At 70.8% G+C, this 24,917-nt stretch carries 22 protein-coding genes; 10 read left to right on the forward strand and 12 right to left on the reverse strand.

Annotation, left to right across the window (positions count from 1 at the left end):
- Nucleotides 1-52: 52 nt before the first annotated feature.
- The 5 genes from OQ02_RS14695 (at nt 53) to OQ02_RS14715 (ending at nt 3,982) form a co-directional block, all read left to right on the forward strand.
- Nucleotides 53-310 carry an acyl carrier protein gene (locus OQ02_RS14695; protein ID WP_033438930.1) on the forward strand — a complete coding sequence of 86 codons (258 nt, stop codon included), beginning with the start codon at nt 53-55 and terminating at the stop codon, nt 308-310.
- 3 nt (nt 311-313) lie between these two features.
- The gene (locus OQ02_RS14700) at nt 314-1,462 is read left to right on the forward strand and encodes an acyl-CoA dehydrogenase family protein (RefSeq protein ID WP_033438931.1); all 1,149 of its coding nucleotides are present in this window, start codon (nt 314-316) and stop codon (nt 1,460-1,462) included.
- Nucleotides 1,459-2,529, forward strand: coding sequence for an HAD-IIIC family phosphatase (locus OQ02_RS14705; RefSeq protein WP_033438932.1), 1,071 nt, complete (start codon nt 1,459-1,461; stop codon nt 2,527-2,529). Before OQ02_RS14700 ends, OQ02_RS14705 begins: the two co-directional genes overlap by 4 nt.
- Complete coding sequence (locus tag OQ02_RS14710; protein WP_033438933.1) at nt 2,526-3,251, forward strand: thioesterase II family protein; 726 nt, start codon at nt 2,526-2,528, stop codon at nt 3,249-3,251. The genes OQ02_RS14705 and OQ02_RS14710 overlap by 4 nt, the downstream gene beginning before the upstream one ends.
- A 182-nt stretch (nt 3,252-3,433) precedes the next feature.
- Entirely contained in the window at nt 3,434-3,982 is a 549-nt protein-coding gene (locus tag OQ02_RS14715; protein WP_033438934.1) for a GNAT family N-acetyltransferase, read from the forward strand.
- 214 nt (nt 3,983-4,196) lie between these two features.
- Here OQ02_RS14715 and OQ02_RS14720 read toward each other — a convergent pair whose 3' ends face one another.
- From OQ02_RS14720 to OQ02_RS14735, 4 genes are read right to left on the reverse strand one after another with little or no spacing between them, the layout of a single operon-like run.
- Nucleotides 4,197-5,342, reverse strand: a complete 1,146-nt coding sequence (locus OQ02_RS14720) for an acyl-CoA dehydrogenase family protein (protein ID WP_033438935.1) — start codon at nt 5,340-5,342, stop codon at nt 4,197-4,199.
- Nucleotides 5,339-9,043 (reverse strand): SDR family NAD(P)-dependent oxidoreductase, encoded by a 3,705-nt coding sequence (locus tag OQ02_RS14725; RefSeq protein ID WP_051772306.1) that lies wholly within the window; start codon nt 9,041-9,043, stop codon nt 5,339-5,341. The genes OQ02_RS14720 and OQ02_RS14725 overlap by 4 nt, the downstream gene beginning before the upstream one ends.
- Nucleotides 9,044-9,055: 12 nt before the next feature.
- A complete protein-coding gene (locus OQ02_RS14730; RefSeq protein ID WP_033438936.1) occupies nt 9,056-9,814 on the reverse strand; it encodes an ABC transporter permease in 759 nt (252 codons plus the stop codon).
- A complete protein-coding gene (locus tag OQ02_RS14735) occupies nt 9,801-10,637 on the reverse strand; it encodes an ABC transporter ATP-binding protein (protein WP_033438937.1) in 837 nt (278 codons plus the stop codon). The genes OQ02_RS14730 and OQ02_RS14735 overlap by 14 nt, the downstream gene beginning before the upstream one ends.
- A 167-nt stretch (nt 10,638-10,804) precedes the next feature.
- On the opposite strand from OQ02_RS14735, the gene OQ02_RS14740 reads away from it, so the two are divergent.
- A complete protein-coding gene (locus OQ02_RS14740) occupies nt 10,805-12,325 on the forward strand; it encodes a glycosyltransferase family 39 protein (protein ID WP_231500032.1) in 1,521 nt (506 codons plus the stop codon).
- Here OQ02_RS14740 and OQ02_RS14745 read toward each other — a convergent pair.
- The 4 genes from OQ02_RS14745 to OQ02_RS14760 all read right to left on the reverse strand — a co-directional run bounded on the left by OQ02_RS14745 (nt 12,319) and on the right by OQ02_RS14760 (nt 15,429).
- The gene (locus OQ02_RS14745; protein WP_231500033.1) at nt 12,319-13,698 is read right to left on the reverse strand and encodes an MFS transporter; all 1,380 of its coding nucleotides are present in this window, start codon (nt 13,696-13,698) and stop codon (nt 12,319-12,321) included. The two genes, OQ02_RS14740 and OQ02_RS14745, sit on opposite strands and share 7 nt — an antisense overlap.
- Before the next feature lie 91 nt (nt 13,699-13,789).
- Complete coding sequence (locus OQ02_RS14750; protein WP_033438938.1) at nt 13,790-14,146, reverse strand: ArsR/SmtB family transcription factor; 357 nt, start codon at nt 14,144-14,146, stop codon at nt 13,790-13,792.
- Nucleotides 14,143-14,586, reverse strand: a complete 444-nt coding sequence (locus OQ02_RS14755) for an SRPBCC domain-containing protein (protein WP_033438939.1) — start codon at nt 14,584-14,586, stop codon at nt 14,143-14,145. Before OQ02_RS14755 ends, OQ02_RS14750 begins: the two co-directional genes overlap by 4 nt.
- A 213-nt stretch (nt 14,587-14,799) precedes the next feature.
- The gene (locus OQ02_RS14760) at nt 14,800-15,429 is read right to left on the reverse strand and encodes a superoxide dismutase (protein ID WP_033438940.1); all 630 of its coding nucleotides are present in this window, start codon (nt 15,427-15,429) and stop codon (nt 14,800-14,802) included.
- A 110-nt stretch (nt 15,430-15,539) separates the two neighbouring features.
- Between OQ02_RS14760 and OQ02_RS14765 the strand changes: the two genes are divergently transcribed.
- From OQ02_RS14765 to OQ02_RS14775, 3 genes are all read left to right on the forward strand, one after another.
- The gene (locus OQ02_RS14765; protein WP_033439044.1) at nt 15,540-16,136 is read left to right on the forward strand and encodes a short chain dehydrogenase; all 597 of its coding nucleotides are present in this window, start codon (nt 15,540-15,542) and stop codon (nt 16,134-16,136) included.
- A gap of 105 nt (nt 16,137-16,241) precedes the next feature.
- Nucleotides 16,242-16,871, forward strand: a complete 630-nt coding sequence (locus OQ02_RS14770; RefSeq protein ID WP_033438941.1) for an NADPH-dependent F420 reductase — start codon at nt 16,242-16,244, stop codon at nt 16,869-16,871.
- A gap of 58 nt (nt 16,872-16,929) precedes the next feature.
- Entirely contained in the window at nt 16,930-18,099 is a 1,170-nt protein-coding gene (locus tag OQ02_RS14775; RefSeq protein ID WP_033438942.1) for an RtcB family protein, read from the forward strand.
- A 6-nt stretch (nt 18,100-18,105) separates the two neighbouring features.
- On the opposite strand, the gene OQ02_RS14780 is transcribed toward OQ02_RS14775, so the two are convergent.
- The 4 genes from OQ02_RS14780 to OQ02_RS14795 all read right to left on the reverse strand — a co-directional run bounded on the left by OQ02_RS14780 (nt 18,106) and on the right by OQ02_RS14795 (nt 23,682).
- A complete protein-coding gene (locus OQ02_RS14780) occupies nt 18,106-18,954 on the reverse strand; it encodes an NYN domain-containing protein (RefSeq protein ID WP_231500034.1) in 849 nt (282 codons plus the stop codon).
- A gap of 83 nt (nt 18,955-19,037) precedes the next feature.
- Nucleotides 19,038-20,591, reverse strand: coding sequence for a carbohydrate-binding protein (locus OQ02_RS14785; RefSeq protein ID WP_033438944.1), 1,554 nt, complete (start codon nt 20,589-20,591; stop codon nt 19,038-19,040).
- A gap of 267 nt (nt 20,592-20,858) precedes the next feature.
- Nucleotides 20,859-21,578: a winged helix-turn-helix transcriptional regulator gene (locus OQ02_RS14790; RefSeq protein ID WP_063747064.1), complete on the reverse strand. Its 720-nt coding sequence runs from the start codon at nt 21,576-21,578 to the stop codon at nt 20,859-20,861.
- Nucleotides 21,579-21,759: 181 nt separating this feature from the next.
- Nucleotides 21,760-23,682 (reverse strand): discoidin domain-containing protein, encoded by a 1,923-nt coding sequence (locus tag OQ02_RS14795; protein WP_033438945.1) that lies wholly within the window; start codon nt 23,680-23,682, stop codon nt 21,760-21,762.
- A 125-nt stretch (nt 23,683-23,807) separates the two neighbouring features.
- Here OQ02_RS14795 and OQ02_RS14800 point away from each other — a divergent pair, with 125 nt between their 5' ends.
- Nucleotides 23,808-24,860 (forward strand): LacI family DNA-binding transcriptional regulator, encoded by a 1,053-nt coding sequence (locus OQ02_RS14800; protein WP_197043329.1) that lies wholly within the window; start codon nt 23,808-23,810, stop codon nt 24,858-24,860.
- Nucleotides 24,861-24,917: the final 57 nt, after the last annotated feature.

Below are 24,917 nucleotides of genomic sequence, written 5' to 3' on the forward strand. Positions count from 1 at the left end.
CTTCCCTTTCCCTTTCCGTGGCCTTCCCGCACGACCCGACAAAGGAGCAACGATGTCCGACACCGTCAAGAACCGGATCCTGGCCTTCATCAAGGGCCGCTACCCGGACGTCGAGTTCGACACGTCCCAGGACATCTTCCAGCTGGGCTTCGTCAACTCCCTGTTCGCGATGGAGCTGGTGATGTTCGTGGAGAAGAACTTCGGCATCACCATCCCCAACAACGAGTTGCAGCTGGACAACTTCCGCACCGTCGACTCGATGGACGCCCTGGTCACCCGGTGCTCCACGGTCGAAGTCGCGCGGGTCTGAGGCATGGCGGCCCCGGTTGTCGCCGCACCGGGCGTCGACGCGGTCCACGACCGCGCGACGGCCCGTGCGTTCGTCGACACCCACATCGCACCGCACGCCAACGACTTCGAGCGCGCCGCGCGCGTGCCGGAGGAGCTGATCGAGCGGATGGCCGCCGCCGGGCTGTGGGCGCCGTTCCTGCCGCCCGAGGTCGGTGGCGCGGGCATGGACATGGTGACGCTCGGCGAAGTGCACGAGGAGGTCGGCCGCGGCTGCTCGTCGGTGCGCAGCCTCCTCACCGTGCACAGCATGGTGTCCTGGACGCTGAACCGCTGGGGCAGCCCGGCGCAGCGCGAGCGGTGGGCGCCGCTGCTCGCGCGCGGCGCGGCCCTCGGGTCGTTCTGCCTGTCGGAACCGGGCGCGGGCAGCGACGCCGCGGGCATCGGCGCGACCGCCGTGCCGACCGGTTCCGGTTGGGTGCTCGACGGCGTCAAGAAGTGGATCACCGGTGGTCAGCGGGCGGACGTCTACCTGGTGTTCGCCCGCACCGGGTCCAGCATCGGCGCGTTCCTGGTGCCCCGGTCGACGCCGGGGGTCCGCGTCACGCCGATCACCGACATCATGGGCACCAGGGGGTCGATGATCGCGGAGGTCGCCTTCGAGGGCGTGCGCCTGGAGGCCGACGCGCTCCTCGGTCCCAGCGGGTTCACCGCGGGCATGGTGTTGACGGGCACGCTAGACATCGGCCGCTACAGCGTGGCGGCCGGGTCGGTCGGCATCGTCCAGGCGTGCCTTGACGCCTGCGCCGCCTACACGACCCGCCGTTCGGTCGGCGGCACGAAGATCCGCGACTTCCCGCTGATCCAGGCGAAGTTGTCGGACATGGTCACCGACGTGCGCGCGGGACGCCTGCTCGTCGCCGAGGCGGGCAGGCTCAAGGACGCGGGCGACCCGACGACGTTGATGGCGACGTGGGTGGCGAAGTACTTCGCGTCCACCGCGGCGGCCAGGCACGCGTCCGAGGCCGTCCAGGTGCACGGCGCCAACGGGATGGGCGCGGACTACCCCGTGGCCCGCCTGTACCGCGACGCCAAGGTGATGGAGATCATCGAAGGCAGCAACGAGGTCCAGCGGATCACCATCGCTGGCGACGCATACCGGGAGACGAGATGAGTGCGCCGACGGTCGGGGCCGTGGTACCCGAGAAGCCCAAGCAGGGCCGCATCAAGTGCATCGTGTGGGACCTCGACAACACGCTGTGGGACGGCGTGCTGCTGGAGGACGGCGACGTCGTGCTGAGGCAGGACTTGGTCGAGCACGTCAAACGCCTGGACAAGATGGGCGTGCTGCACTCGATCGCCAGCAAGAACGACCACGACGCCGCAGTCGAGAAGCTGCGCTCCTTCGGGTTGGCGGAGTACTTCCTCTTCCCCCAGGTGAACTGGAACGCCAAGTCGGAGTCGATCCGGCGGATCGCCACGGCGCTCAACCTCGGGCTCGACGCGTTCGCGTTCGTCGACGACCAGGAGTTCGAGCGGGCGGAGGTGGCGCACGGCGTGCCCGAGGTGACGTGCGTGGACGTGCTCGACGTGGACGAGGCGCTGGTGCGGCCGGAGTTCACGCCCCGGTTCGTCACGGACGAGTCGGCGTTGCGGCGCGGGATGTACCAGGGGCAGATCGTGCGGGACGAGCTGGAAAAGGAGTTCGTCGGGACGAACCACGAGTTCCTGGCGAGCCTGGACCTGACGTTCACCATCGAACCGGCGCGGCGCGAGGACCTCCAGCGCGCCGAGGAGCTGACGGTGCGCACCAACCAGCTCAACTCCACCGGGCGCACGTACTCGTACGAGGAGCTGGACGAGCTGCGGTCGTCGCCGGACCACCTGCTGCTGGTGGCGTCGCTGACCGACAGGTTCGGCAGCTACGGCAAGATCGGGCTGGCGCTGGTGGAGAAGGGCGCGGAGGCGTGGCAGCTCCGGATGCTGCTCATGTCGTGCCGGGTGATGTCCCGCGGTGTCGGGATGGTCATGCTCAACCACGTGATGGGCCTGGCCCGTGACGCCGGCGCCGCGGTGCGGGCGGACTTCGTGGAGACCGGCCGCAACCGGATGATGCAGATCACCTACGCGTTCGCCGGGTTCCGCGAGATCAGCCGGTCGGGTTCGCTGGCGGTGCTGGAGGCGGACCTGTCGACGTTGCAGCCCCCGCCGCCGTACGTGCGGGTGGAGGTCGTGGCGTGACGGCGTGGTTGCCGTTCCCGGCGTCGGCGGGCCTGCCCCTGTACTGCCTGCCGCACGCGGGTGGTGGCGCGTCGGCGTTCCGGGGGTGGCTGGGCGAGGTGCCGGGCGTGTCCGTGCGGCCGGTGCAGCCACCGGGGCGCGAGACGAGGTTCCGCGAGCCACCGCACGACCGGATGCCGACGCTGGTGGCCGGGATCGCCGACGTGGTCTCCACTTCCGGTCCGTACGCGGTCTACGGGCACAGCCTCGGCGCGCTGGTGGCGTTCGAGCTGGTGCGCGAGCTGCGTCGGCGAGGTGAACCCCTGCCCGTGCACCTGATCGTGTCGGGCTGCGCGGCGCCCCGGTACTCGGCGGACGACCTGCCGCTGGTGGGCGGCATGACCGACGGGGAGCTGGTGGAGATGCTGCGGGCGTTGGGCGGGACCCCCGAGTGGCTGCTGGCGGACCGTTCGATGCTGGACATGGTGCTGCCCGCGGTGCGCGGCGACTTCAGCGTCAAGGAGACGTACTCGTACACCGAGGAGCCGCCCCTGCCCGTCCCGCTGACCGTCCTGGCGAGCACCGGCGACCCCAGGGCCGCCCACGCGGCCCAGCAGGCCTGGGCCGCCGAAACCACCGCGGACTTCACCCTGCACACCCTGGCCGGCGGCCACTTCGCCGTCTTCGACCACCCCACCCTGACCCACAAACACCTGACCGAAGCCCTACACCCCCACCTCTGACCCCGCGTGAGTCCTACGTTCAGAACCCGTGAGTCGTACCTTCAGAACCACCATGTCCTACGTTCGCGTACCCCGAGTTCACGCTCAGAACAAAGTCACCTCGTTCGGAGCGGTGAACTCGGGGGACGCCGGTTCGGCTTGGACGAGGCTGCTGCCCCGCGGGGGTGCGCTAAGTTGCCGACATGACCGAGCTGGGACTCGTCGCCTGGCCACCCGTCCCGATCAGGACCGAGCGGCTCGTGCTCCGCGAGTCCGAGGCCGGGGACCGCGCGGCGCTCATCGAGCTGTTCTCCTCGCCGGAGGTGGGCACCTACATCGGTGGCCCACAATCGCGTGATGAGCTCGAACGCGCGATGCCCGAGGTGCCGGGGCGGCGACCCGGCTTCTTCGTGATCGATCGTGGCGGGGCGACGATCGGCATGATCACGTTCGACGGGCGTGACGCGGAGCGCCCTGCTCCCGCCCGCCCGGACGCGGGGGAGGCGTGGCTCGGCTACCTGCTCCTGCCGGAGGCGTGGGGACACGGGTACGCCGCCGAGGCGTGCGCAGCGGCGCTCGGCTGGTTCGCCGACGCGCTACCCGGCAGGCAGGTGGCGCTCTGCACCCAGACCGCCAACGACCGTTCCATGCGACTCGCGGTGAAGCTGGGGTTCACGGAGGTGGAGAGGTTCGAGGCGTTCGGCGCCGAGCAGTGGTTCGGCGTGTGGTCCCCGGCCACGCCGCCCGCTTGACGTCCGGCAGCACGGAGGACTCCCGGGGTTCAGGCGCGTACCGAACCCCCGCATCCCACCACCCACCCGCGTGAGTCCTACGTTCAGAACGCGTGAGTCCTACGCTCGTGTACCCCGAGTTCAACGCTCAGAACAGAGCGACCTTGTTCTGAGCGTTGAACTCGGGGGTTCTGAACGTAGGACTCACGGGGCCTGAACGTAGGACTCACGGGGGTCAGGCGCGTTTGGAGACCGGGACGACGAAGCGGTTGTAGACGAGGTCGCGCATCACGTCGTCGCCGCCCTCTACGATGGACACGTAGCGGACGTCGCGCAGCAGCTTGCCGATCGGCGACTCGTGCGTGTAGCCCAGCCCGCCGAACATCTCGGACGCCTCCGACGCGATCCGCCACCCGGCCTGCCCGCAGAACATCTTGGTCGTCAACGCGCACTTCAGGGTGCCCGCCCGCAGGAACTCTTCCGCCGCATCCGGACGTGACGCGATCGAGTCGTACTCACGCGCCGCGGCCAGGCACTGGTTCGTCATGACCTCGATCTGCATCTCGAACTGCCCGAGCCTGCTCGCGAACACGCCGTTGGCCGTCAACGGCACGCCCTTGACGATCTTCGTCTTGGCGTAGTCCATGCACAGGTCCCGCACCCGCCGCGCGACACCGAGCGCCGTGGTGGCGATCAGGATGCGGCTGGCGTTCAAGCCGACCTCCAGCAACCGCAAACCATTGCCCCGCAACGCGTTGACCGCGGGAACCCGGCAGTCGGTGAGCGTCACCTCGTAGGTCCCGGACGACCGCAGCCCCATCACGTCCCAGCGCTTGTCGACCCGGATGCCCGGTGTGTCACGCGGCACGAGCACGGACTGGTAGCCGGTCTCGGTGCGCGCCAGCACGATCAGGAACCGGGCGAAGTCGGAGTTCGTCGAGAACGCCTTCCGCCCGTTCAGCACCAGCTCGTCACCGTCACGGCGCACGGTCGTGGTCACCCGGGTCAGCTCGCTGCCCGACTCGTGCTCACTGCCCAACGTCGCGCAAGTCCCGTTCGACGCCACCATCCCGCCGAGGTACCGGTCCTTCACCGCGTCGTCGCCGTACAGGGCCACCATGCTGCCGGCCAGCACCGGGATCAGCAGCGTGAACGCCACGCCCGCGTCGCCGTACGCCAGCTCCGACACGATCCGGACGCCCTCCTCCAACCCCAGTCCCAGCCCGCCCTGCTCCTTCGGCGCCCACCAGTTCGCCAGCCCGGTCTCGGCGAACCGCGAGTACACCGGCAGTGGCATGTCGGCGAGGGAGTCCAACGACGTCCCGATCAGCTCCCGCCGCACGAACGACTGCACGGTCCGGACGTATTCGGGCTGCTTCATCCCTCTTCCCCCTCGTCGATCAACGCGGCCAGCTGGCGCACCGTGGGGCACTCGAGCAGCGCGGTCGCCGGCACGGACGCCCGGAGCGCCTTGCGGATCCGGGTGGTGAGCTTGATCGCGACCAGCGAGTGGCCGCCCAACTCGAAGAAGTTGTCGTCGGCGCCGACGGGCTCGATGCCCAGCACGGCCGACCAGATCCCGGCCAGCACCTCTTCGGTGCCGTCGGCCGGCGTGACGAACGGCGTGCCGAGGTCGGGCCGCGGGTGGCGTTCCCGACCGTCGGTCTCGGCGCCCTCCTCACCGCCGACACCGGTGACCCACTGCGCGAGGCGGGCGTCCAGCGACCCGGTCGAGATGACCAGGTGCCCGACGCGGTCGCCGGCGCCGAGCGCGCGCTCGAAGACGTCCACGCCCTCGGTCGGCGACATCGCGAAGTCCGCCACGGTCGGGCCGTGCCCGTCGAGCCGGTCGGCGTCGACGTTCCACGTGTCCCAGTCCACGGTGATCCAGTTGCCCTCACCGCGGGCGCGGGCGACCTTCACGTAGGCGTCCAGCGCCGCGTTGGCGGCGGCATAGGCGCCCAGCGTCATCCCGCCGAGCACGCCCGCCAACGACGACAGCGTGATCCGCCGGTCCGGGCAGTGGCCCGCCAACACCGCTTGGAGCACGTGGAAACCGCGGACCTTGGCCGACAGGTGCGGCTCGCACTCGGCCCGCTCCACGAGGTGCGCGAAGCCGAAGAACCGGGGGTCCTGCACACCGGCGCCGTGCACGGCCACGTCGATCCCGCCGAACGCCTCGACCGCCGCGTCCACCACGGCGCGCATCTGTGCGAGGTCCGCCACGTCCGCCGACATCGCCAGCACGACCGCGCCCCGCGCCTCCAGGTCCAGCACGTTGCGGATGTGCCGCGCGGTCCGCTCACCGTCCTCCGGCACCGCGTCCAGGTACGCCTGCCACTCGGCGCGCGGCGGAAGTGGTGAACGGGCGGTCAGCACGAGCTTGCACCCGTACCGCTCGGCGAGGTGGCGCGCCAGCACCAGGCCGACGTCACCGAGCCCGCCCGTGATCAGCACGGTCTCGCCGGGCCGGATCACGTCACCGGACGCCTCCAGCGGCAACTGCTCGTACCGCCGCAGCCAAGCCTCACCGGCACGGACCGCCACCGGCCCTTCGTGCGGCGCGACCATGGCCGCCAGAGCGGCGGTCGACAGCTCGTCGACGTCGAGGTGCCGTACCCGGAGCCGGGGGTTCTCCTGCGCCAACGTCGGTCCGACCGCCGCCAGCGCGGCGTGCTCGGGGTGCGTCAGGTCCGACCCGACGACGGCCGACGCACCCGACGTGAGCAGCACCAGCTCGACCGGCGGCGCGGAACCGGAGTCGTCGGTGAGTCCTCGTGCCAGCGCCAGCGCGGAGTAGAACCCGCGGTCCTGCGCCGCGTCGAAGCGGGCGATCGGGTCGTCGCCGGGGTCCGGGGTCAGGGCGAACCCGTGCACAACGGTCCGCGGCGCGGCCAGCAGCGACGACAACAGCTCGGTCAGATCCGACGGGCCCACGGTGAAATCACCCTGGTCGTCCTGGTCGAAGGTGTCACCTGGACGGGCGGCGGTCACCTCCGCGCCGACCGAACGCAGCCGGGACACCAGTTCCTCGCCGCGCGGGTCGTCGGCCAGCACGAGCCATGGACCGGCGGCACGCAGCCGTTCGTCCAGGTCCGCCACCGGCAACGGCCACTGCTTCCACGTCGGCAGGTGGGTCCACCGCGAACGGTCGTGGGTGCGCCCGGTGGGAACGGGTGCGGTCTGCGAAGGGTCGGCCTCGACCCAGTACCGACGCCGTTGCCACGGGTAGGTCGGCAGCTCCACCCGCCGGCCCGCGCCGCCGTGCAACGCCGCCCAGTCGATCCCCGAACCGGCCTGCCACAGCGTGGCCACCGTGGTGAGCAGCCACTCGGCCGCCGACCCGGTGTGACCGGGCTCGACGGGAACCTCTTCCGCCGCGGCACCGGACACGACCCGAACGCCGAGCCGCGTCAGTTCCGCCCCCAATCCCGACATCACACGATCAGGTGAAGAGTCGACCACTGAGGCCAGCTCTGCCAACCAAGCCGCAGGCGCGTCGGACGGAACGAGCCGCACCTGCGGATCACGCCGACGAGTCGTCCCGTCGATCCACCGCGCCGGGTCGGCCAACGCGGCAACGGCGTCCCGCACGTCGTGGCACACGACCGCACGCCGGTGCGCGAAACCACCGCGCGACACCTGGAGCGTGAACGCGACGTCAGCCAGGTCGAGCCCGGGGTTCTCCACCAGGTGCCGCCGCAGCCGATCGGTCAGCTCGGACACCGCGTTGTCGTCCGCACCCGACCACACCAACAAGTGCGGACCCGGACGCGGCGCCGCCTCGCGCTTCGGCGCCTGCTCCAGCACGACGTGGGCGTTGCTCCCGCCCAGGCCGAACGAGCTGACACCCGCCCGCCGCGGATGCGTCCCGCGCGGCCACGGCCGGTGCTCGGTGAGCACGGTGAACCGGTCGTTCGCCAAAGCCGTGTTGGGCGAGGCGAAGTCCGGCGTGCCCGGCAGCACCTCGTGCTCCAGGCTCAACGCCGCCCGGATCAGCCCGGCCACGCCGGAAGCGCGGTCCAGGTGACCGAGGCTCGGCTTGAGCGAACCGAGCACCGCGGGCGTCTCCGGTGTCTGCTGGAACACCCGGTTCATCGCGGCCAGCTCGATCGAATCGCCCAGCACCGTCCCGGTGGCGTGGCACTCGACGTACCCGATGGTGTCCGGCTTCACGCCCGCGACGTCCAGCGCGGACTCGATCACCGCGGCCTGGCCGTCCACGCCCGGCGCGGTGTACCCGGCGCGCACCCGGCCGTCGTTGTTGGTGGCGGAGCCGAGGACCACCGCGTGGATGACGTCACCGTCGGCCAGCGCCTCGGACATCCGCTTGAACGCCACCGCGCCGACACCGGCGCCCATCACGGTGCCGCCGGCGGCGGCGTCGAAGCTGCGCACCTGCCCGTCGGGCGACAGGATCCCGCCCTGCTCGTACAGGTAGCCGGTCGGCTGCGGCAGCGGGACGTACGCGCCGCCGGCGATCGCGATGTCGCACTCGTAGGTCAGCAGGCTCTGCACCGCCAGGTGCACCGCGACCAGCGAGGTCGAGCAGAACGTCTGGACGGTCATGCTCGGCCCGCGCAGCCCGAGCTTGTAGGACACCAGCGTGGACAACGAGTCGCGCTCGTTGCCGATGCCGAGCAGGATCTCCCCGCCCGGCTCGTCCGCGACCTGCCGCACGTTGCGGATCATGTAGAACGGGAAGCCGGACCCGGCGAACACGCCGACCTGGCCCGGTGTGTCGGTGGGGCAGTAGCCGGCGCTCTCCAGCGCCTCCCACGAGCACTCCAGGAACATCCGGTGCTGCGGCTCCATCGTCTCGGCCTCGCGCGGGCTGAAGCCGAACACGCCCGCGTCGAACTCCTCGATGCCGTCGAGGGGACCGCCGACCCGCACGTACCGCGGGTCGGCGAGCACGTCCTCCGTGACGCCCGCCGCCCGTGCCTCGTCGTCGGTGATGGTCCGCAGGCCCTTGTCGCCGGCCAGCAGGTTGCGCCACAGCTCGGCCACGCTGCCCGCGCCGGGGAAGCGACCGGACATGCCGATCAGCGCGACCGCGGAGCCGTAGTCGGTTTCGGTCATGGTGGTGGCCTCCTAGAGCAGATCGCTGCGGCCCCAGCCGCGGGCGATCCGACGAATCGCGAACAGACCGGCGACCAGGGCGATCGCGAGCAGGACCGCGGTGGGCAGCACGATCCCGGCCGAGTCGCCGACCACCGCGGACTGGAGCATCCGCAGCGCCCAGTAGCCGGGGGAGAAGTGCGCGAGGAACTGCGCCCACTCCGGCATCAGGCTCACCGGCACCAGCGCGCCGCCGATGGAGCTGAGCACGATCGCGCCGAGGTCGGACACCATGCCCAGCTCGGCGTGGCTGCGCATCACGGTGGCCAGCGCCGCGCCGATCGCGAGCAGCGTCAGGCCCCACACGACGACCGCGAGCGCCACGTACCCGATCGACTTCGGGAACGGCAGGCCGATGACCAGGCAGCCGTACACGAGCAGGACGCTCTGCTGCACCAGCAGGATCACGAACACCGGCACCGTCTTGCCCAGCAGCAGTTCGAACGCCGACGCCGAGCTGGTGCGCAGCCGGTCCCAGGTGCGCCACTCGCGTTCGACCAGGATCGAGTTGCCCACGATGGCCAGGGTGAACACCGAGAACATCACCAGCGGTCCGGTGACGACCTGGATGGTGCCGGTGCCGAGCGCCTTCTCGTAGAGCGGCTTGAACATCAGCATGATGACCATCGGCAGCACGACGTAGCTGATCATCTGGCCGGGGTCGCGCAACCGCATCAGGGTGTTGTGCCGGATCAGCACGCCGATCCGGTGAGTCGCTTCACGTTGCCGCATCGGTGACCGCCAGTGACCGGTAGAGGTCGTCCAGGGAGGGTTTGCGCAGCTCGACGGCGGTCACGCCGCGGTCGTTGCGCTGGAGCAGGTCGATCAGGGTGCCGCCGGGATCGGTGGTGCTGGCCCGGATCTCCCGGCCGTCGACCGTCACGGACACCTCGCCGGGCAACGACGCCAGCAGTTCGGCGCTGGTGCCGCGGGCGATGACCCGGCCACGTCGGGCCACCGCGATCGTCGCCTGCAACTCGGCCAGCTCGGGCAGGTAGTGCGTGGTGTAGATGATCGCCGCGCCTTCACCCGCGCGCTGCTTCACCACGTCGAGCAGCGCCTCGCGCGTCTCCGGGTCGGCGCCCGCGGTCGGCTCGTCCAGCAGCAGCACCGACGGCCGGTGGATCAGCGCGCACGCCGCCTGGGTGCGGCGCTGCTGGCCGCCGGAGAGCAGCCCCGCGCGCCGGCCGACGAACTCGGTGAGCCGCAACGCGGCCACCAGTTCGTCGATGGCGGTCCGCAGGACGGCGCCGCGCATCCCCGCGAGGCCGCCGAACAGCGCCAAGTGCTCGCGGACGTCGACGGACCGGTACAACGCGATGTGCTGCGGTGCGATGCCGATGCGGTGCCGCACGCGCGAGGGTTCCTCACCCCCGATGGTCACCCGGCCGCCGTCCGGGCGGGCCAGGCTCGCGGCCATCTCGATGAACGTCGTCTTGCCCGCGCCGTTGTGACCGACGAGGCCGACGATTTCACCCGCGTCGACGGTCAGGCTGAATCCGTCGAGGGCCTGGACCTGACCGTAGCGCTTGGTGAGGTCGACAGCTTCCAACAAGGGGTCACCTCCCTGCGATGAGTGCGGTCGGGTCGGGCTCCGCCGCTGATCACTATCGACGGCCGTGAATCGGCCCAGCCAGACGGGAATCGCTGTCGGCAGGTACTTGCCACCGCCGGTCCGCGCGGCGGCGGACGATCCGCGCGGTGGCCGGCATGATTCGTGCGGTGAGCCTCGAAGCGGCGCAGCACTCGGACACCGGCCGACCCCTACGACCGTTCGCGGCACGCCAGGTAGCGGTGCTCGGCGCGGCGCTGGCCGCCCTGCTGACCGCGTTGTCCGGCCGCTACGGCTACCACCGCGACGAGTTGTACTTCCGGGTGGCGGGCGACCACCTCGCCGCCGGGTACGTCGACCAGCCGCCGTTGACGCCGCTGCTGGCCAGGCTGAGCACCACGTTGTTCGGCGACACCGTCATGGGCCTGCGCGTGGTGTCCACGCTGACGTGCGTGGCCGGTGTCGTGGTGGTCGCCCTGATCGCGCGCGAGCTGGGCGGCGGCCGGCGGGCGCAGGTGTTCGCGGCGGCGTGCACGGCGGTGTCGTCGGTGATCCTGGTGAACGGCCACCTGGTCTCGACCGCGACGTTCGACATCTTCCTGTGGCTGCTGATCAGCCTGTTCACGCTGCGGCTGCTGCGCACCGGCGACGGCCGCTGGTACCTGGCCGTCGGCGCGGCGGCCGGGATCGGTGTGCTGAACAAGTACCTGGTGGGGCTGCTGCTGTTCGGCGTGCTGGTTTCGGTGCTGGTGGTGGGACCGCGGCGGGTGCTCCGGTCCTGGTGGCCGGTGGCGGGCGCGCTGGTGGCGCTGGCGCTCGCCGCGCCGAACCTGTGGTGGCAGGCGGCGCACGGCTGGCCGCAGCTCACCATCGCGGTCGGGATCAGCGCGGAGGACGGCGCGGAGAACCGGGCGCTGTTCGTGCCGCTGCAGTTCGTGTACCTGTCGCCGGTCTTCGTGCCGGTCCTGGTCGCCGGTGCGCGGCGCCTGTGGCGTGATCCGGACATCCGGTGGGCGCGGCCGTTCGGCCTGGCCTACCCGCTGCTGGCGGTCCTCGTGCTGGCGATCGGCGGCAAGGCGTACTACGTGATCCCGCTGCTGATCGTGGTGCTGGCGGCGGGCGCCGCGCCGGCCGTGCGCTGGGCCGCTTCACGGCGGAAGCCCGGCGCACGCCGGTGGGCGCTGCCCGCGCTCGTGCTGGTCGCGGCGGCGGTGAACGTGGTGGCGTCGCTGCCGGTGCTGCCGCCGACGTCGCTGAACCTGATCAACGGCATGAACAAGGAGCAGGGCGAACAGGTCGGGTGGCCGGAGCTGACCGCCGCCGTCGCGACCGCGTGGCGCGGGATACCGGCCGAGCGGCGCGACCAGGCGGTGATCTTCACCCAGAACTACGGCGAGGCGGGTGCGATCGCCCGCTACGGCCCGGAGCACGGTCTGCCCGGCCCGTACTCGGGGCACATGAGCTTCGCCGACTGGGGTGCGCCACCGGACTCCGCCACCGGCCCGGTGGTGCTGGTGCACTACCCCTCCAACCGGACGATCGGCAGGCACTTCACCGACTGCCGCCCGGTGGCGACCGTGGACAACGGTCACGGGCTGGAGAACGACGAACAGGGCACGGTGGTCCAGCTGTGCGCGGGCACCGACGCACCGTGGTCCGCGATCTGGCCGGACCTGCGCCGCTACTACTGACGCGGCGCGCTGCGCGGTCGGAGCCCGAACCAGACGAGCACGACGCTGACGAGCGTGACGGCGACGGCCACGGTCAGCGCGAGGTGGATGCCGGTCAGCTCCGACGAACCGGTGGCGGCGATCGCGCTCAGGACCGGGATGCCGATCGTGATGGCGATGTTCTGCGTCATCGTGGTGAGACCGGTGGCCAGGCCCTGCTCCTCGTCCGGCAGGCCGGACGTGCCGGTGACCGTGTACGCCACGATCGCCGTCACGTGCCCGAAGAAGCCGATCAGCAGCACCGGGACGAGGACGGCCAGGCCGAGGCGGTCGGAGCCGAGGAAGATCAGCGGCACGGTGGACAGGGCCTGCACGGTCAACCCAGCCGACAGCACCTTGCGGTAGCCGTGACGGCTGATGAAGCGACCCGCGATCGGACCCGCGAACACCGCCGCCAGACCCGGCACGCCGAAGACGAGACCGGTGACGATCGGGCTGAACCGGAGCACGTTCTGCAGGTACAGCGTCATCATGAAGATCATCCCGGTCTCCGTGCCGAACACCACGAGACCGGCGAAGTTGCCCCACTTGACGGTGGGGCGCCGGAGGATGCGGACCGGGGCGAGCGGTGCTTCGGCCCGCAGCTCGACCACCCAGAACGCGGCCAGCAGCACGACACCGAGCGCGGCTGCGAGGACGCTCCGCTCGGTGATCGCGTACACGACGGCCAGCAGACCGCCGGTCACGGTGATCGCGCCGGGCACGTCCGGCTTCACCCGGTCGGGCAACCTGCTCTCGGCGATCAGGAACGGCGTGAGCGCCAGCAGCACCACGGCCACGGGCACGTTGATGAAGAACGCCGCGCGCCAGCTCAGCAGGCCGACCAGCGTGCCGCCGACCAGTGCGCCGACGGTGAAGCCGCCGGACAGCAGCGCCCCGTTGAGGCCGAGGACGCGGTCACGGGCCGAACCCTCCTGGAACGTGGTGGTGAGCAGGGACAGCGACGCCGGGATGGACATCGCGGTGGACAGGCCCTGGAGCGCGCGGGCGGTCAGCAGCATCTCGGGGTTGGTGGCGAAGCCGCCGAGCAGTGAGGCGACGGTCAACAGGACCATGCCCGCGAGGAACAGCCGCCGGCGGCCGAACAGGTCGGCCAACCGTCCGAAGAGGAGGGTGAAACCGGCGGCGGGCAGGGCGTAGGCGGTGGCGACCCAGGGGAGTGCCGCCAGTCCCATCCCGACGCCCTCGCCGACCTGCGGCAGGGCGACGTTCAGGATGGAGAAGTCGACGGACAGCATGAACCCGGCGCCGAGCAGGATCAGCAGGATCAGCCGCTCCCGGCCGGTGAACCGGTGCGGCGAGGTCGTGCCGGCGGTCGAGGTGTCGGTGGTCAAGGGACGGTTCCGTTTCGCGGCAGGCCGAGGACACCCCGGGGTGCGGGGTGTGCGGTTTTCCGTGTTGTGCCTGAGGAAGTGCTGCTGTCGGTCAGCCCTCGTCGGGACGGGCCAGCTCGGCGACGCGCTTGACCGTCGCCAGTCGCCGGTCCCAGCGGGCGGCGAGGGAGACCACCCACCGCGCTGTCGCGTCCAGCGCGGCGGGCCTCAGCGCGTAGCGGACCTCCCGCCCGACGCGGCGGCCGGACACGAGCCCGGCGGCGTCCAGCACGGCCAGGTGCTTGACGATCGCCTGCCGGGAGACGGGCAGCCGTTCGGCGAGCGCCGTCGCGGTGACCTCGCCTTCCGCGGCGAGCAGGTCGACCAGTCGACGTCGCGTGGGGTCGGCCAGCGCGACGAGGACGCCGCCGACCCCCGCGACGTCGCCGCGACGTTCCGCTCCGGTCACCCGGCCTGTTCGGCGCGGTCCTTGAGGGCGTCGATCACCTGCGGCCAGCCACCGGTGTTGTCGCTCAACGCCTGGGCGCGCACGTCCTCCGACGCGACGATCGTGGCGAAACCGCTCTCCACGACGCGCAGGCGGGTCTTGTCGCCCTCCGCCGTCAGCGTGAACTCGACCAGCGTGCTGTTGTCGTCGCGCAGTTCCTGGCCGGGGAACGCGCTGGCCCAGCGGTAGGCCACGTACGTCGGCGGCTCGACCTTCTCCACGCGGACGGGGAACTCCCCGTACTCGGGGTTCTTCGCCACCACGGACTGGCCTTCGGCGGCCGGTGCGGTGGCCGCGCCCGCGTCCTCGGCCACCCAGAAACCCGGTGCGGCGACGAGTGACCACACGCGCTCAAGCGGTGCCGCGATGAGGGTGTCGCGCTCGATCCGGTCTTCGCTCATGGGAAGGACTCCTGTTCGCTGTCGTCATTGGGTGCAACCAGATAGTTGCACAAAGCCCGGTGAGTAGCAACCGACAAGTTGCAACTCACTGAACGACGGCCGCGGACAGCACCGTGCCCCCGCCTCTGTCGGGAGGCGGGGGCACGGTGGTGGCAGCGTGGTGGTCTGTCGGAGCACCCACTGCCGGTCTGGGTGCTGCTTCGGTTTCCGGCGCTACTTCGAAGGCGCGATCAGGCCCGTGGCGCCCGCGCGGGCGGCGTCGAAGCGGCGGGTCACGTCGGCCCAGTCGACCAGCGTCCACAGCTTCTGCACGTAGTCGGGGCGGACGTTGCGGTACTGCAGGTAGTACGCGTGCTCCCACGCGTCGAACACCAGCACCGGGGTGGTGTTCATGCCGACGTTGCCGTGGTGGTCGTAGACCTGTTCCACGATCAGGCGCTGCGACAGCGGTTCCCAGGCGAGCACGCCCCAACCCGAACCCTGCACGCCCGCCGTGGCGGCCGTCAGCTGCTTCGCGAAGGCGTCGAACGAGCCGAAGTGCTCGGTGATCGCGGCGGCCAGCTCGCCGTCGGGCCGGCCGCCGCCGTCCGGGCTGAGGTTGTCCCAGAACATCGTGTGCAGCACGTGTCCGGAGAGGTTGAACGCGAAGGTCTTCTCCAGGCCGACCAGGCCGGAGAAGTCGTCCTTCTCCCGGGTCTCGGCGAGTCGTTCCAGGGTGTCGTTGGCGCCCTTCACGTAGGCCGCGTGGTGCTTGCTGTGGTGCAGCTCCAGGATCTCGCCGGTGATCGCGGGCTCCAGGGCCGCGTAGTCGTAGGGCAAGTCCGGCAGCACGTACTGGCTCATCAGCCTCTCCGGGTACCTCGTGGGTGTTATTGCCACTCTCTAGCAAGAACAACTTTATTGCAACTAGGCCGGGGCGGTGGGGCACCGGAGCGGGCTCTAGCGTGACCGGCATGAAGATTGCTCTGATCGGCGCCGGCGGCACGCTCGGCGCGGCCGTCCACGCCACCCTGATCGGGCGGGGCCACGAGGTCGTCACCGTGGGGCGCTCCAGCGGCGACCTGCGCCACGACATCGCCGACCCGGCGCAGATCACCGGGATGTACGAGCGGATCGGGCCCCTGGACGCCGTCGTCAGCGCCGCCGGCGACACCCCGTGGAAGCCCATCGCCGAGATGACCGCGCGCGACTACGAGGCGGCTTTCCGGGGGAAGGTGCTGAGCCAGGTCGAACTGGTCCGGCAGGGACTCCGCCGGGTCGCCGAACGGGGTTCGTTCACCCTGATCACCGGTGTCCTGGCGCGCGAACCCGTGCCGACGGGCAGTGCGGCTTCGCTGGCGAACGGCGCGGTGGAGGCGTTCGTGCGGGCGGCGGCGATCGAAATCGCACCACAGCGCGTCAACGCCGTCAGCCCCACCGTGTTCACCGAGAGCCTGGACGACTACGGCGCGTTCTTCCCGGGCATGGAGCCGGTGGACCTGGCCAAGGTGACCCAGGCCTACGTCCGCTCGGTCGAAGGCGCGCAGACCGGCCAGGTGTACTGCCCGTGAACCGACCGACCTCCACCGATCAGGCCCGCGCCGGTCAGCCCTGAGCCGTCAGCCCTGGGCCGTCGGGAACCGGATGGTTCCTGACCGCCTCCTAGCCTCGCAATCGTGAGAATCGGAATCCTCGGTGCCGGGGCGATGGCGGACGCGTTGGGCACGCGCTGGGCCGCGGCAGGGCACGAGTTGATGGTCGCGGGGCGCACGGAGTCGAAGGCGCGGCGGTTGGCGGAGAAGTGGGGAGGGCGCAGTGGGAGCTTCCGGGAGGTCGCGGAATTCGGGGAGGTGGCCCTGATCGCGGTCCTGTACCAGGGGATGGCGGCGACGCTGGACGGGATCGGGGACGCGCTGCGCGGCAAGGCGGTGATCGACTGCAACAACCCCGTCGAGGTCGAGCACTTCACGCTCGTCACGCGACCCGGCGTGTCGATGGCGCAGCACATCGCGCAGGTGACGGGTGGGCACGTGGTGAAGGCGTTCAACCTCTGCCACGCGGACGTCTGGCGGATGGAGCCGCCGGTGTTCGACCACCGCCGCCTGGTCGTGCCGCACTGCGGTGACGACCCCTCGGCGTCGGAGCTCGCCACGCGGCTGATCACCGACATCGGGTGCGAGCCGCTGCGGGTCGGCGACCTCCGGCACGCCCACCACCTCGAAGCGATGGCCGCGGTGATGATCTCCCTGCTGTTCGGCGGAATGGACAGCCTCGCGGCGTTCAACCTCGTGGCCGCCACGGGGTGAATCTCGCTCGCGAGGCTGTTCCATCGCGAATAGGTTCTACCTCGAGCAGAGGAGAACCGTGGAGCACATCAACAAGCGCCTGATGAACTGGGCTTCCATCCTGGACCCGGGCACGCGTGAGCAGGCCGAGAAGGCCTCGCGGATGCCGTTCATCTTCCCGCACTTGGCGCTCATGCCCGACGCGCACCTCGGGAAGGGCGCCACGGTCGGCAGCGTCATCCCGACCCTGGGCGCGATCATCCCGGCGGCCGTCGGCGTCGACATCGGCTGCGGGATGATCGCCGTGCGGACCCAGTTCACCCGGGACGACCTCCGCGCGCGACCGCTCGCCGCGCTGCGCGAGGCGATCGAGCAGGCCGTGCCGCTGTCGGCGGGGAAGTACAACAAGTACCTCACCTCCACGGCGCGGGAACGGGTCGGCGTGCTCGCGGCCAACGCGGAGAAGGCCGGTTTCGACCCCGGTTCCTACGCCGGGAACTGGGAGCTCCAGCTGGGCACCCTCGGCAGCGGCAACCACTTCATCGAGGTGACGCTGGACGAGACCGGGCAGGTGTGGCTGTTCCTGCACTCCGGTTCGCGCGGTGTGGGCAACAAGATCGCGCAGAAGCACATCCGGGTCGCGCGCGAGCAGTGCGACCGGCGCTGGATCAGCCTGCCCGACCCCGACCTCGCCTACCTGGTCGAGGGCGAGGACGAGTTCTGGCACTACATCCGCGAGATGCGCTGGGCACAGGAGTTCGCCTGGCTCAACCGCGAGGAGATGATGGACCGCGTCGTCGACTGCGTCACGGACTGGATCGGCCGTGACGTGGAACGGCAGGAGACCGTGAACTGCCACCACAACTACACCGAGCAGGAGACTCACTTCGGCAAGGAGGTGTGGCTGTCCCGCAAGGGCGCCATCAACGCCGAGGAGGGCACGCCCGGCCTCATCCCCGGCTCGATGGGCACCGCGTCCTACGTCGTGGTCGGCAAGGGCAACGCGGTCGCGCTGAACTCCTCGCCCCACGGCGCCGGACGCGAGTACTCGCGGTCGGCCGCGCGCCGGGCGTTCAACCGGGAGGACCTGCGCAAGGCGATGGTCGGCATCGAGTACCGCGACACCGACGCGTTCATCGACGAGATCCCGGCCGCGTACAAGGACATCGACGTCGTGATGCGCGACGCGCAGGACCTGGTGGAGGTGCGGCACACGCTGCGCCAGGTCGTCAACGTGAAGGGGGACTGACCACCCTCACTCCGGCCGGATCGCCTGCGCCCGCGGGTACTTCCGGCCCGCGACCGGCGTGGGCGATCCGGTGAACGACACCGGAGTCCCGGGCAGCAGCAGGGTGAGGCCTTCGGGGATGTCGTCGCGGGAGGCGTACCAGGAGCCGCCGCGGGTGTCGGTGATGAACCCGTGCGGCTGCCCGGTGCGCCAACCCGTCACCGTACCGCGACGACGCCCGCGCGGCAGGCCCGCGGCCGAGGCCACGGCCTCCGCGGAACGCACGAACGGGCGTCGCAGCGGGTAGTCGTCACGGTCCGTGGGCGCGAACAGCACGTCGAAGGACGGTGTCGCGGTAGCCGCCGCCCGCAGCGGAGCCGCGGTGCGCGGTGTCCAGGCGGGCGCCGACACCGACGGCACGTCCACCACCGGCACGACCACCCGCACGCCGCGGTCGGTCAACCGGGTCGCCAACGGGGTGAAGTCGGCGTCGCCGGTGACAAGCACGACCCACTCCAGCGGCGCGGTGGTCGCGCGCTCCCACGCTTCGAGTGCGAAGTGGACGTCGACGCCCTTCTCCTTGCCGCCGTGCAGCGGGAGGTCGTGCCGGACGACCCCGGCGGCAGCCAGCACGGCGTCGAACGACGCGGCCGGTGTCTCGATGCGACCGCGCACGTAGTGGGCCTCGTGCAGCACGCAGTCGTCCAGGGGGAGCCCGGTCTCGGTGTGGGCGTACCACCGCAGGGCGTCGTGGAAGCCGTCGAGGGAGACGCGGGCCGCGCGCGGGTGGACGGTGGCGTAGAAATCACTCAGATAAGCGAACCACGTTCCGTCGTAGAACACACCGATGCGCACGATCTCCGCCACACGACCCACACGGCCGACCTTACCCGGCCGGCCGGGAGCACCACGCGGGTCGGGCGGGCGCACACCCGACCGACCCGCGTGGACGGTGCCGCCTAGCCGAACGTGACGACGAGCCGGCCGTCCGCGGCGTACGACCAGCGCAGCGCGCCGGCGTAGGAGGAGCACCGCGAGCCGTTCGTGCCGGACCAGAACTGGTTCGAGCTGTCGACGTTGCCGATGGTCCGGTCCGTCGTACCGCTGCCGCTGCGGCACGAGGTGTTGTTCCGGAACACCGAGGAGCCGCCGTCGAAGTTGAAGTTGCGCTCGGTGTTGTCGATGCTGACGTTGTCGGAGACGGTCATCGAGCCGAGGTTGCGGTTGTAGGTGAAGCCGTGCTTGCCGTTGTCGTAGGCGATGTTGCGCCGGATGACGTGGTTGACGCCGATGTCCTCGCCGCCGAGCTTGTACCCGTTGCGGTCGCCGTTGCCTGCCTGGCCGCCGTTGCTCAGCGTGCCGTTCTCGTACGCGAGCGAGTCCTCGATGGTCACCGCGCCGATGGGGCCCGTGTCGGTCTTGGTGTAGAGGTCCCAGCCGTCGTCGATGTTGTTGTGCGCGACGGCGTAGCGGAAGACGTTGCCGGGGCCGGAGGTGAGCTTCGCGGCGAAACCGTCGGCGTCCTCGCCGTCGGAGTCGGCGTTGTCGTGCGACTCGGCGCTCAGGACGAGGTTGTTGGCCGGCCACTGGTCCTTGGGCGTGGTGGACAGCATCCGGGAGAGCTGCAACCCGGTGTCCCGGTTGAAGCGGGTCACGGTGCGCTCGAAGATGTTGTTGCTGCCGCCGACGAAGATGCCGTTGTCGCCGGCGCGCTCGACGACGACGCCGAGGACGTGCCAGTAGTTGCCGTTTACGGCGAGGCCGCGGTTGGCCGGGTCCTCGGCCTGGCCCGAGAAGTTCAGCACCGGCGTCTCACCGGAGTAGGCGGCCAGCTTCTTGCGCGCGGTCGCCGTGCCGTTGTTGCCCTGCGGGATGGTGACGGTCTGGGAGTACGCGTACGTCCCGCCGCGCAGGTAGATCGTGCCGCCTTCGGCGATCCGGGAGATGGCCGAGGTGAGCGTGGTCGGGTCGGCCACCGTGCCGGTCGCGCCGTCACGGCCGTTCGGCGCCGCGTACAGCGTGTCGCCGGTCGGCGGCGGGGTGCCCTCGGACGTGAAGTCGAGGTAGTCGATGTTCGCCAGGCCCGTGGAGCCGGTGGGGCTGAGCCGGATGGTGTTGCTGCCCGCGTTCACGGTGGCGGTCAGCGTCTTGGTGACCCACGTGCTCCACGCGCCCGTGCCCTCGAACGGCACCGACTGCACGGTCGTGCCGTTGACGATCAGGTTCGCGGAACGCGCGCTCGTGGTCCCGTTGGCGAACCGCACGGCCAGCGTCGCGGTGCCGGCCGCCGCGGCGTTCACGGTGAACTGGGCGTACGCGCCCGTCGCGTTGGTGCCGTTGCAGAACCCGGTGCCGGAGAAGCCGGTCCAGTCGCTGTCGATGGAGCCGGTGCAGACGGCGGGCGACGTCTCCGCCTCGTGGCGGGTCGTCGCGGCGTTCGCCGTGCCCAGCGGTAACGCCAGGACGACGCTCGCGGCCAAGGCGACGCCTGCGGCAAGCGGTGTCAATCTCATCGTGGGATCTCCTGTGTCGTGGCTGCCGCCAATTCCCGCCATTCCACGAACACGGACACCGTTTCGCGAGCGCTCATGCACGCCTCCTTGCGGGCAATCGGCCGGAACGTGACCCGTTCCCTTGTTCACGTCTCTGAACTGCGCAAACGTGTGTGGGAGCGGTCTCAGGAACGTTAACTCAACGGTTCCGGCCGACGCAATGCGCGGGCGCTGTTCCGCTGTGGTTTCACAACGGTGAACAACGGCGCGGGAATTACCTGCGGTTCATCACCGTGAACAATCGTTCGTCGATTCACGAGGTCCGCGGGTGCCACGTGGCGGAGGAGTCGCACCGCGCGGCGCGAGACCCAGCATCCTGGTGCACCGGTGGATGGATTCGGGGGCGCCGTGCACCTTCACGTCACCGGTCACGATGGCGTCGAACGGGGTCAGCAGGCGGGCGCCGATGCGGACGAAGACGTCCGCCGCGCAGCTGACGACCAGGTCGGGCGACGGCGCCGGACCCGGCACGAACGAGAGCGCGCCGCCCCGGACCTCGACGGCGAAGCGGCTGTCACCGACCCGGAACTCGTAGGTCTCGTCCACGTCGGGGATGCGGTCGTGGTCGATCATCGACTGGAGGGCCAGGAAGCCCCACTCGTCGCGCACGGTCCTGCCCGCGTCCTCCTCGGTGAGGAAACCCATCCCCCACCTGGCGAGCGCCAGGACCGGCCCGCGCAGCTCCTCGCTCTTCGCGGTCAGCCGGTACATCCGCCCCCGCGAGTCGCCCTCGACCGGCAGCTGCTCTACCACCCCGCGCTCCAGCAGCATCCGCAGCCGCTCCGTCAGCACGTTGGGGCCGATGCCGGGCAGGTTCTCCAGCAGCAGGGTGAAGCGCGAGGGCGAGATCAGCAGCTCACGCACGATCAGCAGCGTCCACCGCTCGCCGATCACGTTCAACCCGCCGGCCAGCCCGCAGAACTGGCCGTAGTCTCGCCGGACGCCCATGACGCCGAGCCCTTCCGACCGGGATCGCTAACAACTCTGATGGTAACATCGCTCACGCTCCGTGCCGACCCGTAGCAATGGGTGCTAGACGTTGCGGGTTGATCGACGCGGCAAGGTCAATGGTGTCAGAAGTGATAGCGATCCCGGCTGTGTCCTCGTCAGGACGGCGAAGGGGTGGCGATCAGTCGTACAGGCGGATGTCCGCGATGCTCCACCAGTTGCCCGCCGCTCCGGTCGACGTGACCCGCAGGTACCTCGCGGCGGTCCGGCGCACGTCGACCTCGGTCAGCTGGCCGACGTCTGCGCCGGTGGCCAGGGTCCGCCACGACGTGCCGTCGTCGCTGGCCGAGAGCTCCCAGTTCCGGGCGTAGTCGCCGAGGTTGCCGCCGCTGTCCACGGCCACCCGGCGGAATTGCTCGCGGGAGCCGAGGTCCAGCTGCACGTGCTGGCCCGCGGCCTGGGCCTGTCCGCTGCTCCACCGCGTCGAGGCGTCGTCGTCGGCCAGGCGTTCGGCGCCTTCACCGGTCGGTGACGCGGTGGCGGTGGCGCCGTCCAGCGAGACCTGGTCGAGCTTGCCGCGCAACGCGTGGTGGCGCGGCCAGGTGAACGTGGCCAGCGCGCCGCCGGGCAGCGTGTACTCGAAGAGCCGTTCGCCGACCTTCACCGCGAACGCGCGCGGGTCGTCGTTCTCGTTGTGCACCACCAGGGCGGTCGAGCCGTCGGGGTTGCGGAAAGCCACGTCCATGACCTGGCCGTTCCAGCCGGTCGTGCCGAACGACGTGCTGGCGATCCGCTTCGCGCCCGGCTTCACGAATTTCGACAGGTGGCCGATCGTGTAGTACTCGGCGTCGGTGGTCACAGAGCCGTCGGGGTGGACGGTGACCAGGCCGGTGCACGTGCCGCAGCCGCCGTTGTGCGGGCCGCCCGTGCTGTCCAGCGCGATGTTCCAGTTCACCGCCGACTTGGCGTGGTTGCGGGTGGTGCCCAGGACCACGTTGCGGGCGTGCCACGTGAGGGTGTCGCGGAAGACCTTCGCCGGCGGGTCGGTCGGGCCGCGCGAGCCGGAGCACTCGGTGAACCAGATGCCCTTGTCCGGGAACGCGTCGTGCAGCGCGGTCTGCGCGCCCGGGTCGCCGTAGTAGCAGTGGAACGCGGTTCCGGCGACCCAGCGGGCGGCCGGGCTGTCCAAAACCTGGTACGGGTAGTCGGTCTCCGGGCTCGACCCCGGCGGGGTGGCCGCGACGTCGTTGGGGTGGGTGGCCCAGTTGTGGTCGTAGGCCAGGATCTTCGTGCGCGGGCTCGCGGCGCGGAGCTTCGGGCCCAGCGCCTCGATCACCGCGAGCTGCTGCGCCACCGGCATGTCCGTGCCGGGGTAGGCGTCCGGGGTGCGGTTCTGCGGCTCGTTCTGCACGGACAGGTAGTCCACCGGAACGCCGGCGGCGGCGTAGGCCTCGACGAACTTCACCAGGTAGCGGGCGTACGCGTCGTAGACGGCCGGGTCGTCCTTCAACCGGCCGCCGACCAGCGAGTCGGTCGTCTTCATCCACGCGGGCGGGCTCCACGGCGTGCCCATCACCTTGAGCGCCGGGTTGAGCCGCTTCGCCTCGCGCAGCAGCGGCAGCACCTTCGCCTCGTCGGGGGCGATGCTGAAGTGCGCCAGGGGGAAGTCGGTCTGTCCGGCCGGCACGTCGTCGTAGGTGTAGTGCTCGGCGGCGGCGGTGAAGTCGGAGGAGCCCACCGGCTGGCGCAGGAAGCTCACCCCGATCCCGTGCACGGGGTCGAACAGCTTGCGCATGGTCTCCTCGCGCACCGCCGGCGCGAGCCCGTGCAGCACGTTCGCCGAGGAGTCGGTGATCGACGCACCGAAACCGTCCACGGTCTGCTCGGTCCGGTCCGGGTCCACGACGATCGTCGGGTGCGCGGAGGAGCCGGTGCCGAACGCGACGGGCGCGCGTTCCGCCATCAACTCGGCCCGGTCGACGGTCGTCACCCAGACCCGCGCCCGCGGGCCGGTGTCGTGGCCGTCGGCGGCCTGCCCCGCCGGCACGACGGCGAGACCGAGGATCAGGGCCGCGGTCGCGGCGCGGCGAACAGTCGTTCTCATCGTCGTCCTTAGGGCTGAGGAGGCACCGATGTAACAAGAGGTCGATCAGGGTGTAACAGCTGCTCGCAGCATGAAACACGCGGTTCCGGTCGGCGTCAACCCCGTGCCGGACGCCGGTCGCTATAGTGAGCAGGTGCAAACTCAAGCCGGTGACCTGCGGCAACGTCATGCCCGATAACCGGCGCGTCACCGTCCGCGACATCGCCGCGGAGACCGGCGTCTCGATCGCCACCGTCTCCCGCGTGCTCAACGACCACGCCAACGTGGCCCCGCGGACCCGCGATCTGGTGCTGCAAGCCGTGGAACGAAGCAGGATGCGCGTCACCGGGGCCGACCGGCAGCGCACCGTCCACGTGCGCTGCCCCTACGTGCTCACCGACTACTTCGGCCTGATCGTCTCCTCGATCGCCGAGACGCTGAAGCGCCACGGCCTGCGCCTGCTGCTCGACGCGGGGGAGTCCGCGCAGCACGCGGACACGCTCGCGGGCCTGCCCGACGAGCCCGGCATCAGCGCCGCGATCCTCATCCTCCCGCCGGAGGACGGCGACCAGCTCGTCGCCCTGTCCCGCACCGACCTGCCGTTCGTCGTGGTCGACCCGCGCACCCCGCCGCCACCGGACGTCGCCGCCGTCTCGGCCGCGCACTTCGCCGGCGCCCGCGCGCTGACCGGCCACCTGGTCGGCCTCGGCCACCGCGACATCGGCGTCATCGCCGGGCCCGAGGACTGGCTGGCCAGCGACGCCCGCCTGGCCGGCCACCGCGCCGCGCTCTCGCAGGCGGGTGTCCTGCCGATGGCGCACCACCTCTGGCACGTCGAGCCCACCACGGAGGCGGGCCGCCGCACCGCCGCCGAACTCCTCGACCACCCGGAACGGCCAACGGCGATCGTCTGCTTCAACGACAAGCTGGCCGTCGGCACGTTGCAGGCGGCCCGTGAACGCGGCCTGCGCATCCCCGCAGACCTGTCGATCGCGGGGTTCGACGACATAGACATCAGCCGGGCGACCGACCCGCCGCTGACGACCGTGCGCCAGCCGTTGCAGGAGATGGGGCGGATCGCCGTCACCCAGCTCATGCGCATGCTCGACGGGCACCAGCCCGAAGCCCTGCACATCGAGCTGGCCACCACGCTGGTAATCCGCCAGTCCACCGGACCGGCCCTGGTCACCAGGCCGTAGGGCACCCGTCGCCCGCGTCGAACGCCGGGGGCCTGCGTCCCCTCCGGGGTGCAGGCC

The organism is Saccharothrix sp. NRRL B-16314 (genome assembly GCF_000716595.1).
In the GTDB taxonomy this organism is placed as follows: domain Bacteria; phylum Actinomycetota; class Actinomycetes; order Mycobacteriales; family Pseudonocardiaceae; genus Actinosynnema.

Excerpts from the sequence above, each read along its gene's own strand:
- OQ02_RS14700 (WP_033438931.1), top strand. The coding sequence starts at position 314 with ATGGCGGCCCCGGTTGTCGCCGCACCGGGCGTCGACGCGGTCCACGAC.
- OQ02_RS14765 (WP_033439044.1), top strand. The coding sequence starts at position 15,540 with ATGAAGATTGCTCTGATCGGCGCCGGCGGCACGCTCGGCGCGGCCGTC.
- OQ02_RS14720 (WP_033438935.1), bottom strand. The coding sequence starts at position 5,342 with ATGAAGCAGCCCGAATACGTCCGGACCGTGCAGTCGTTCGTGCGGCGG.
- OQ02_RS14715 (WP_033438934.1), top strand. The coding sequence starts at position 3,434 with ATGACCGAGCTGGGACTCGTCGCCTGGCCACCCGTCCCGATCAGGACC.
- OQ02_RS14785 (WP_033438944.1), bottom strand. The coding sequence starts at position 20,591 with ATGAGATTGACACCGCTTGCCGCAGGCGTCGCCTTGGCCGCGAGCGTC.
- OQ02_RS14725 (WP_051772306.1), bottom strand. The coding sequence starts at position 9,043 with ATGACCGAAACCGACTACGGCTCCGCGGTCGCGCTGATCGGCATGTCC.
- OQ02_RS14755 (WP_033438939.1), bottom strand. The coding sequence starts at position 14,586 with ATGAGCGAAGACCGGATCGAGCGCGACACCCTCATCGCGGCACCGCTT.
- OQ02_RS14760 (WP_033438940.1), bottom strand. The coding sequence starts at position 15,429 with ATGAGCCAGTACGTGCTGCCGGACTTGCCCTACGACTACGCGGCCCTG.
- OQ02_RS14695 (WP_033438930.1), top strand. The coding sequence starts at position 53 with ATGTCCGACACCGTCAAGAACCGGATCCTGGCCTTCATCAAGGGCCGC.
- OQ02_RS14790 (WP_063747064.1), bottom strand. The coding sequence starts at position 21,578 with ATGGGCGTCCGGCGAGACTACGGCCAGTTCTGCGGGCTGGCCGGCGGG.
- OQ02_RS14705 (WP_033438932.1), top strand. The coding sequence starts at position 1,459 with ATGAGTGCGCCGACGGTCGGGGCCGTGGTACCCGAGAAGCCCAAGCAG.
- OQ02_RS14795 (WP_033438945.1), bottom strand. The coding sequence starts at position 23,682 with ATGAGAACGACTGTTCGCCGCGCCGCGACCGCGGCCCTGATCCTCGGT.
- OQ02_RS14730 (WP_033438936.1), bottom strand. The coding sequence starts at position 9,814 with ATGCGGCAACGTGAAGCGACTCACCGGATCGGCGTGCTGATCCGGCAC.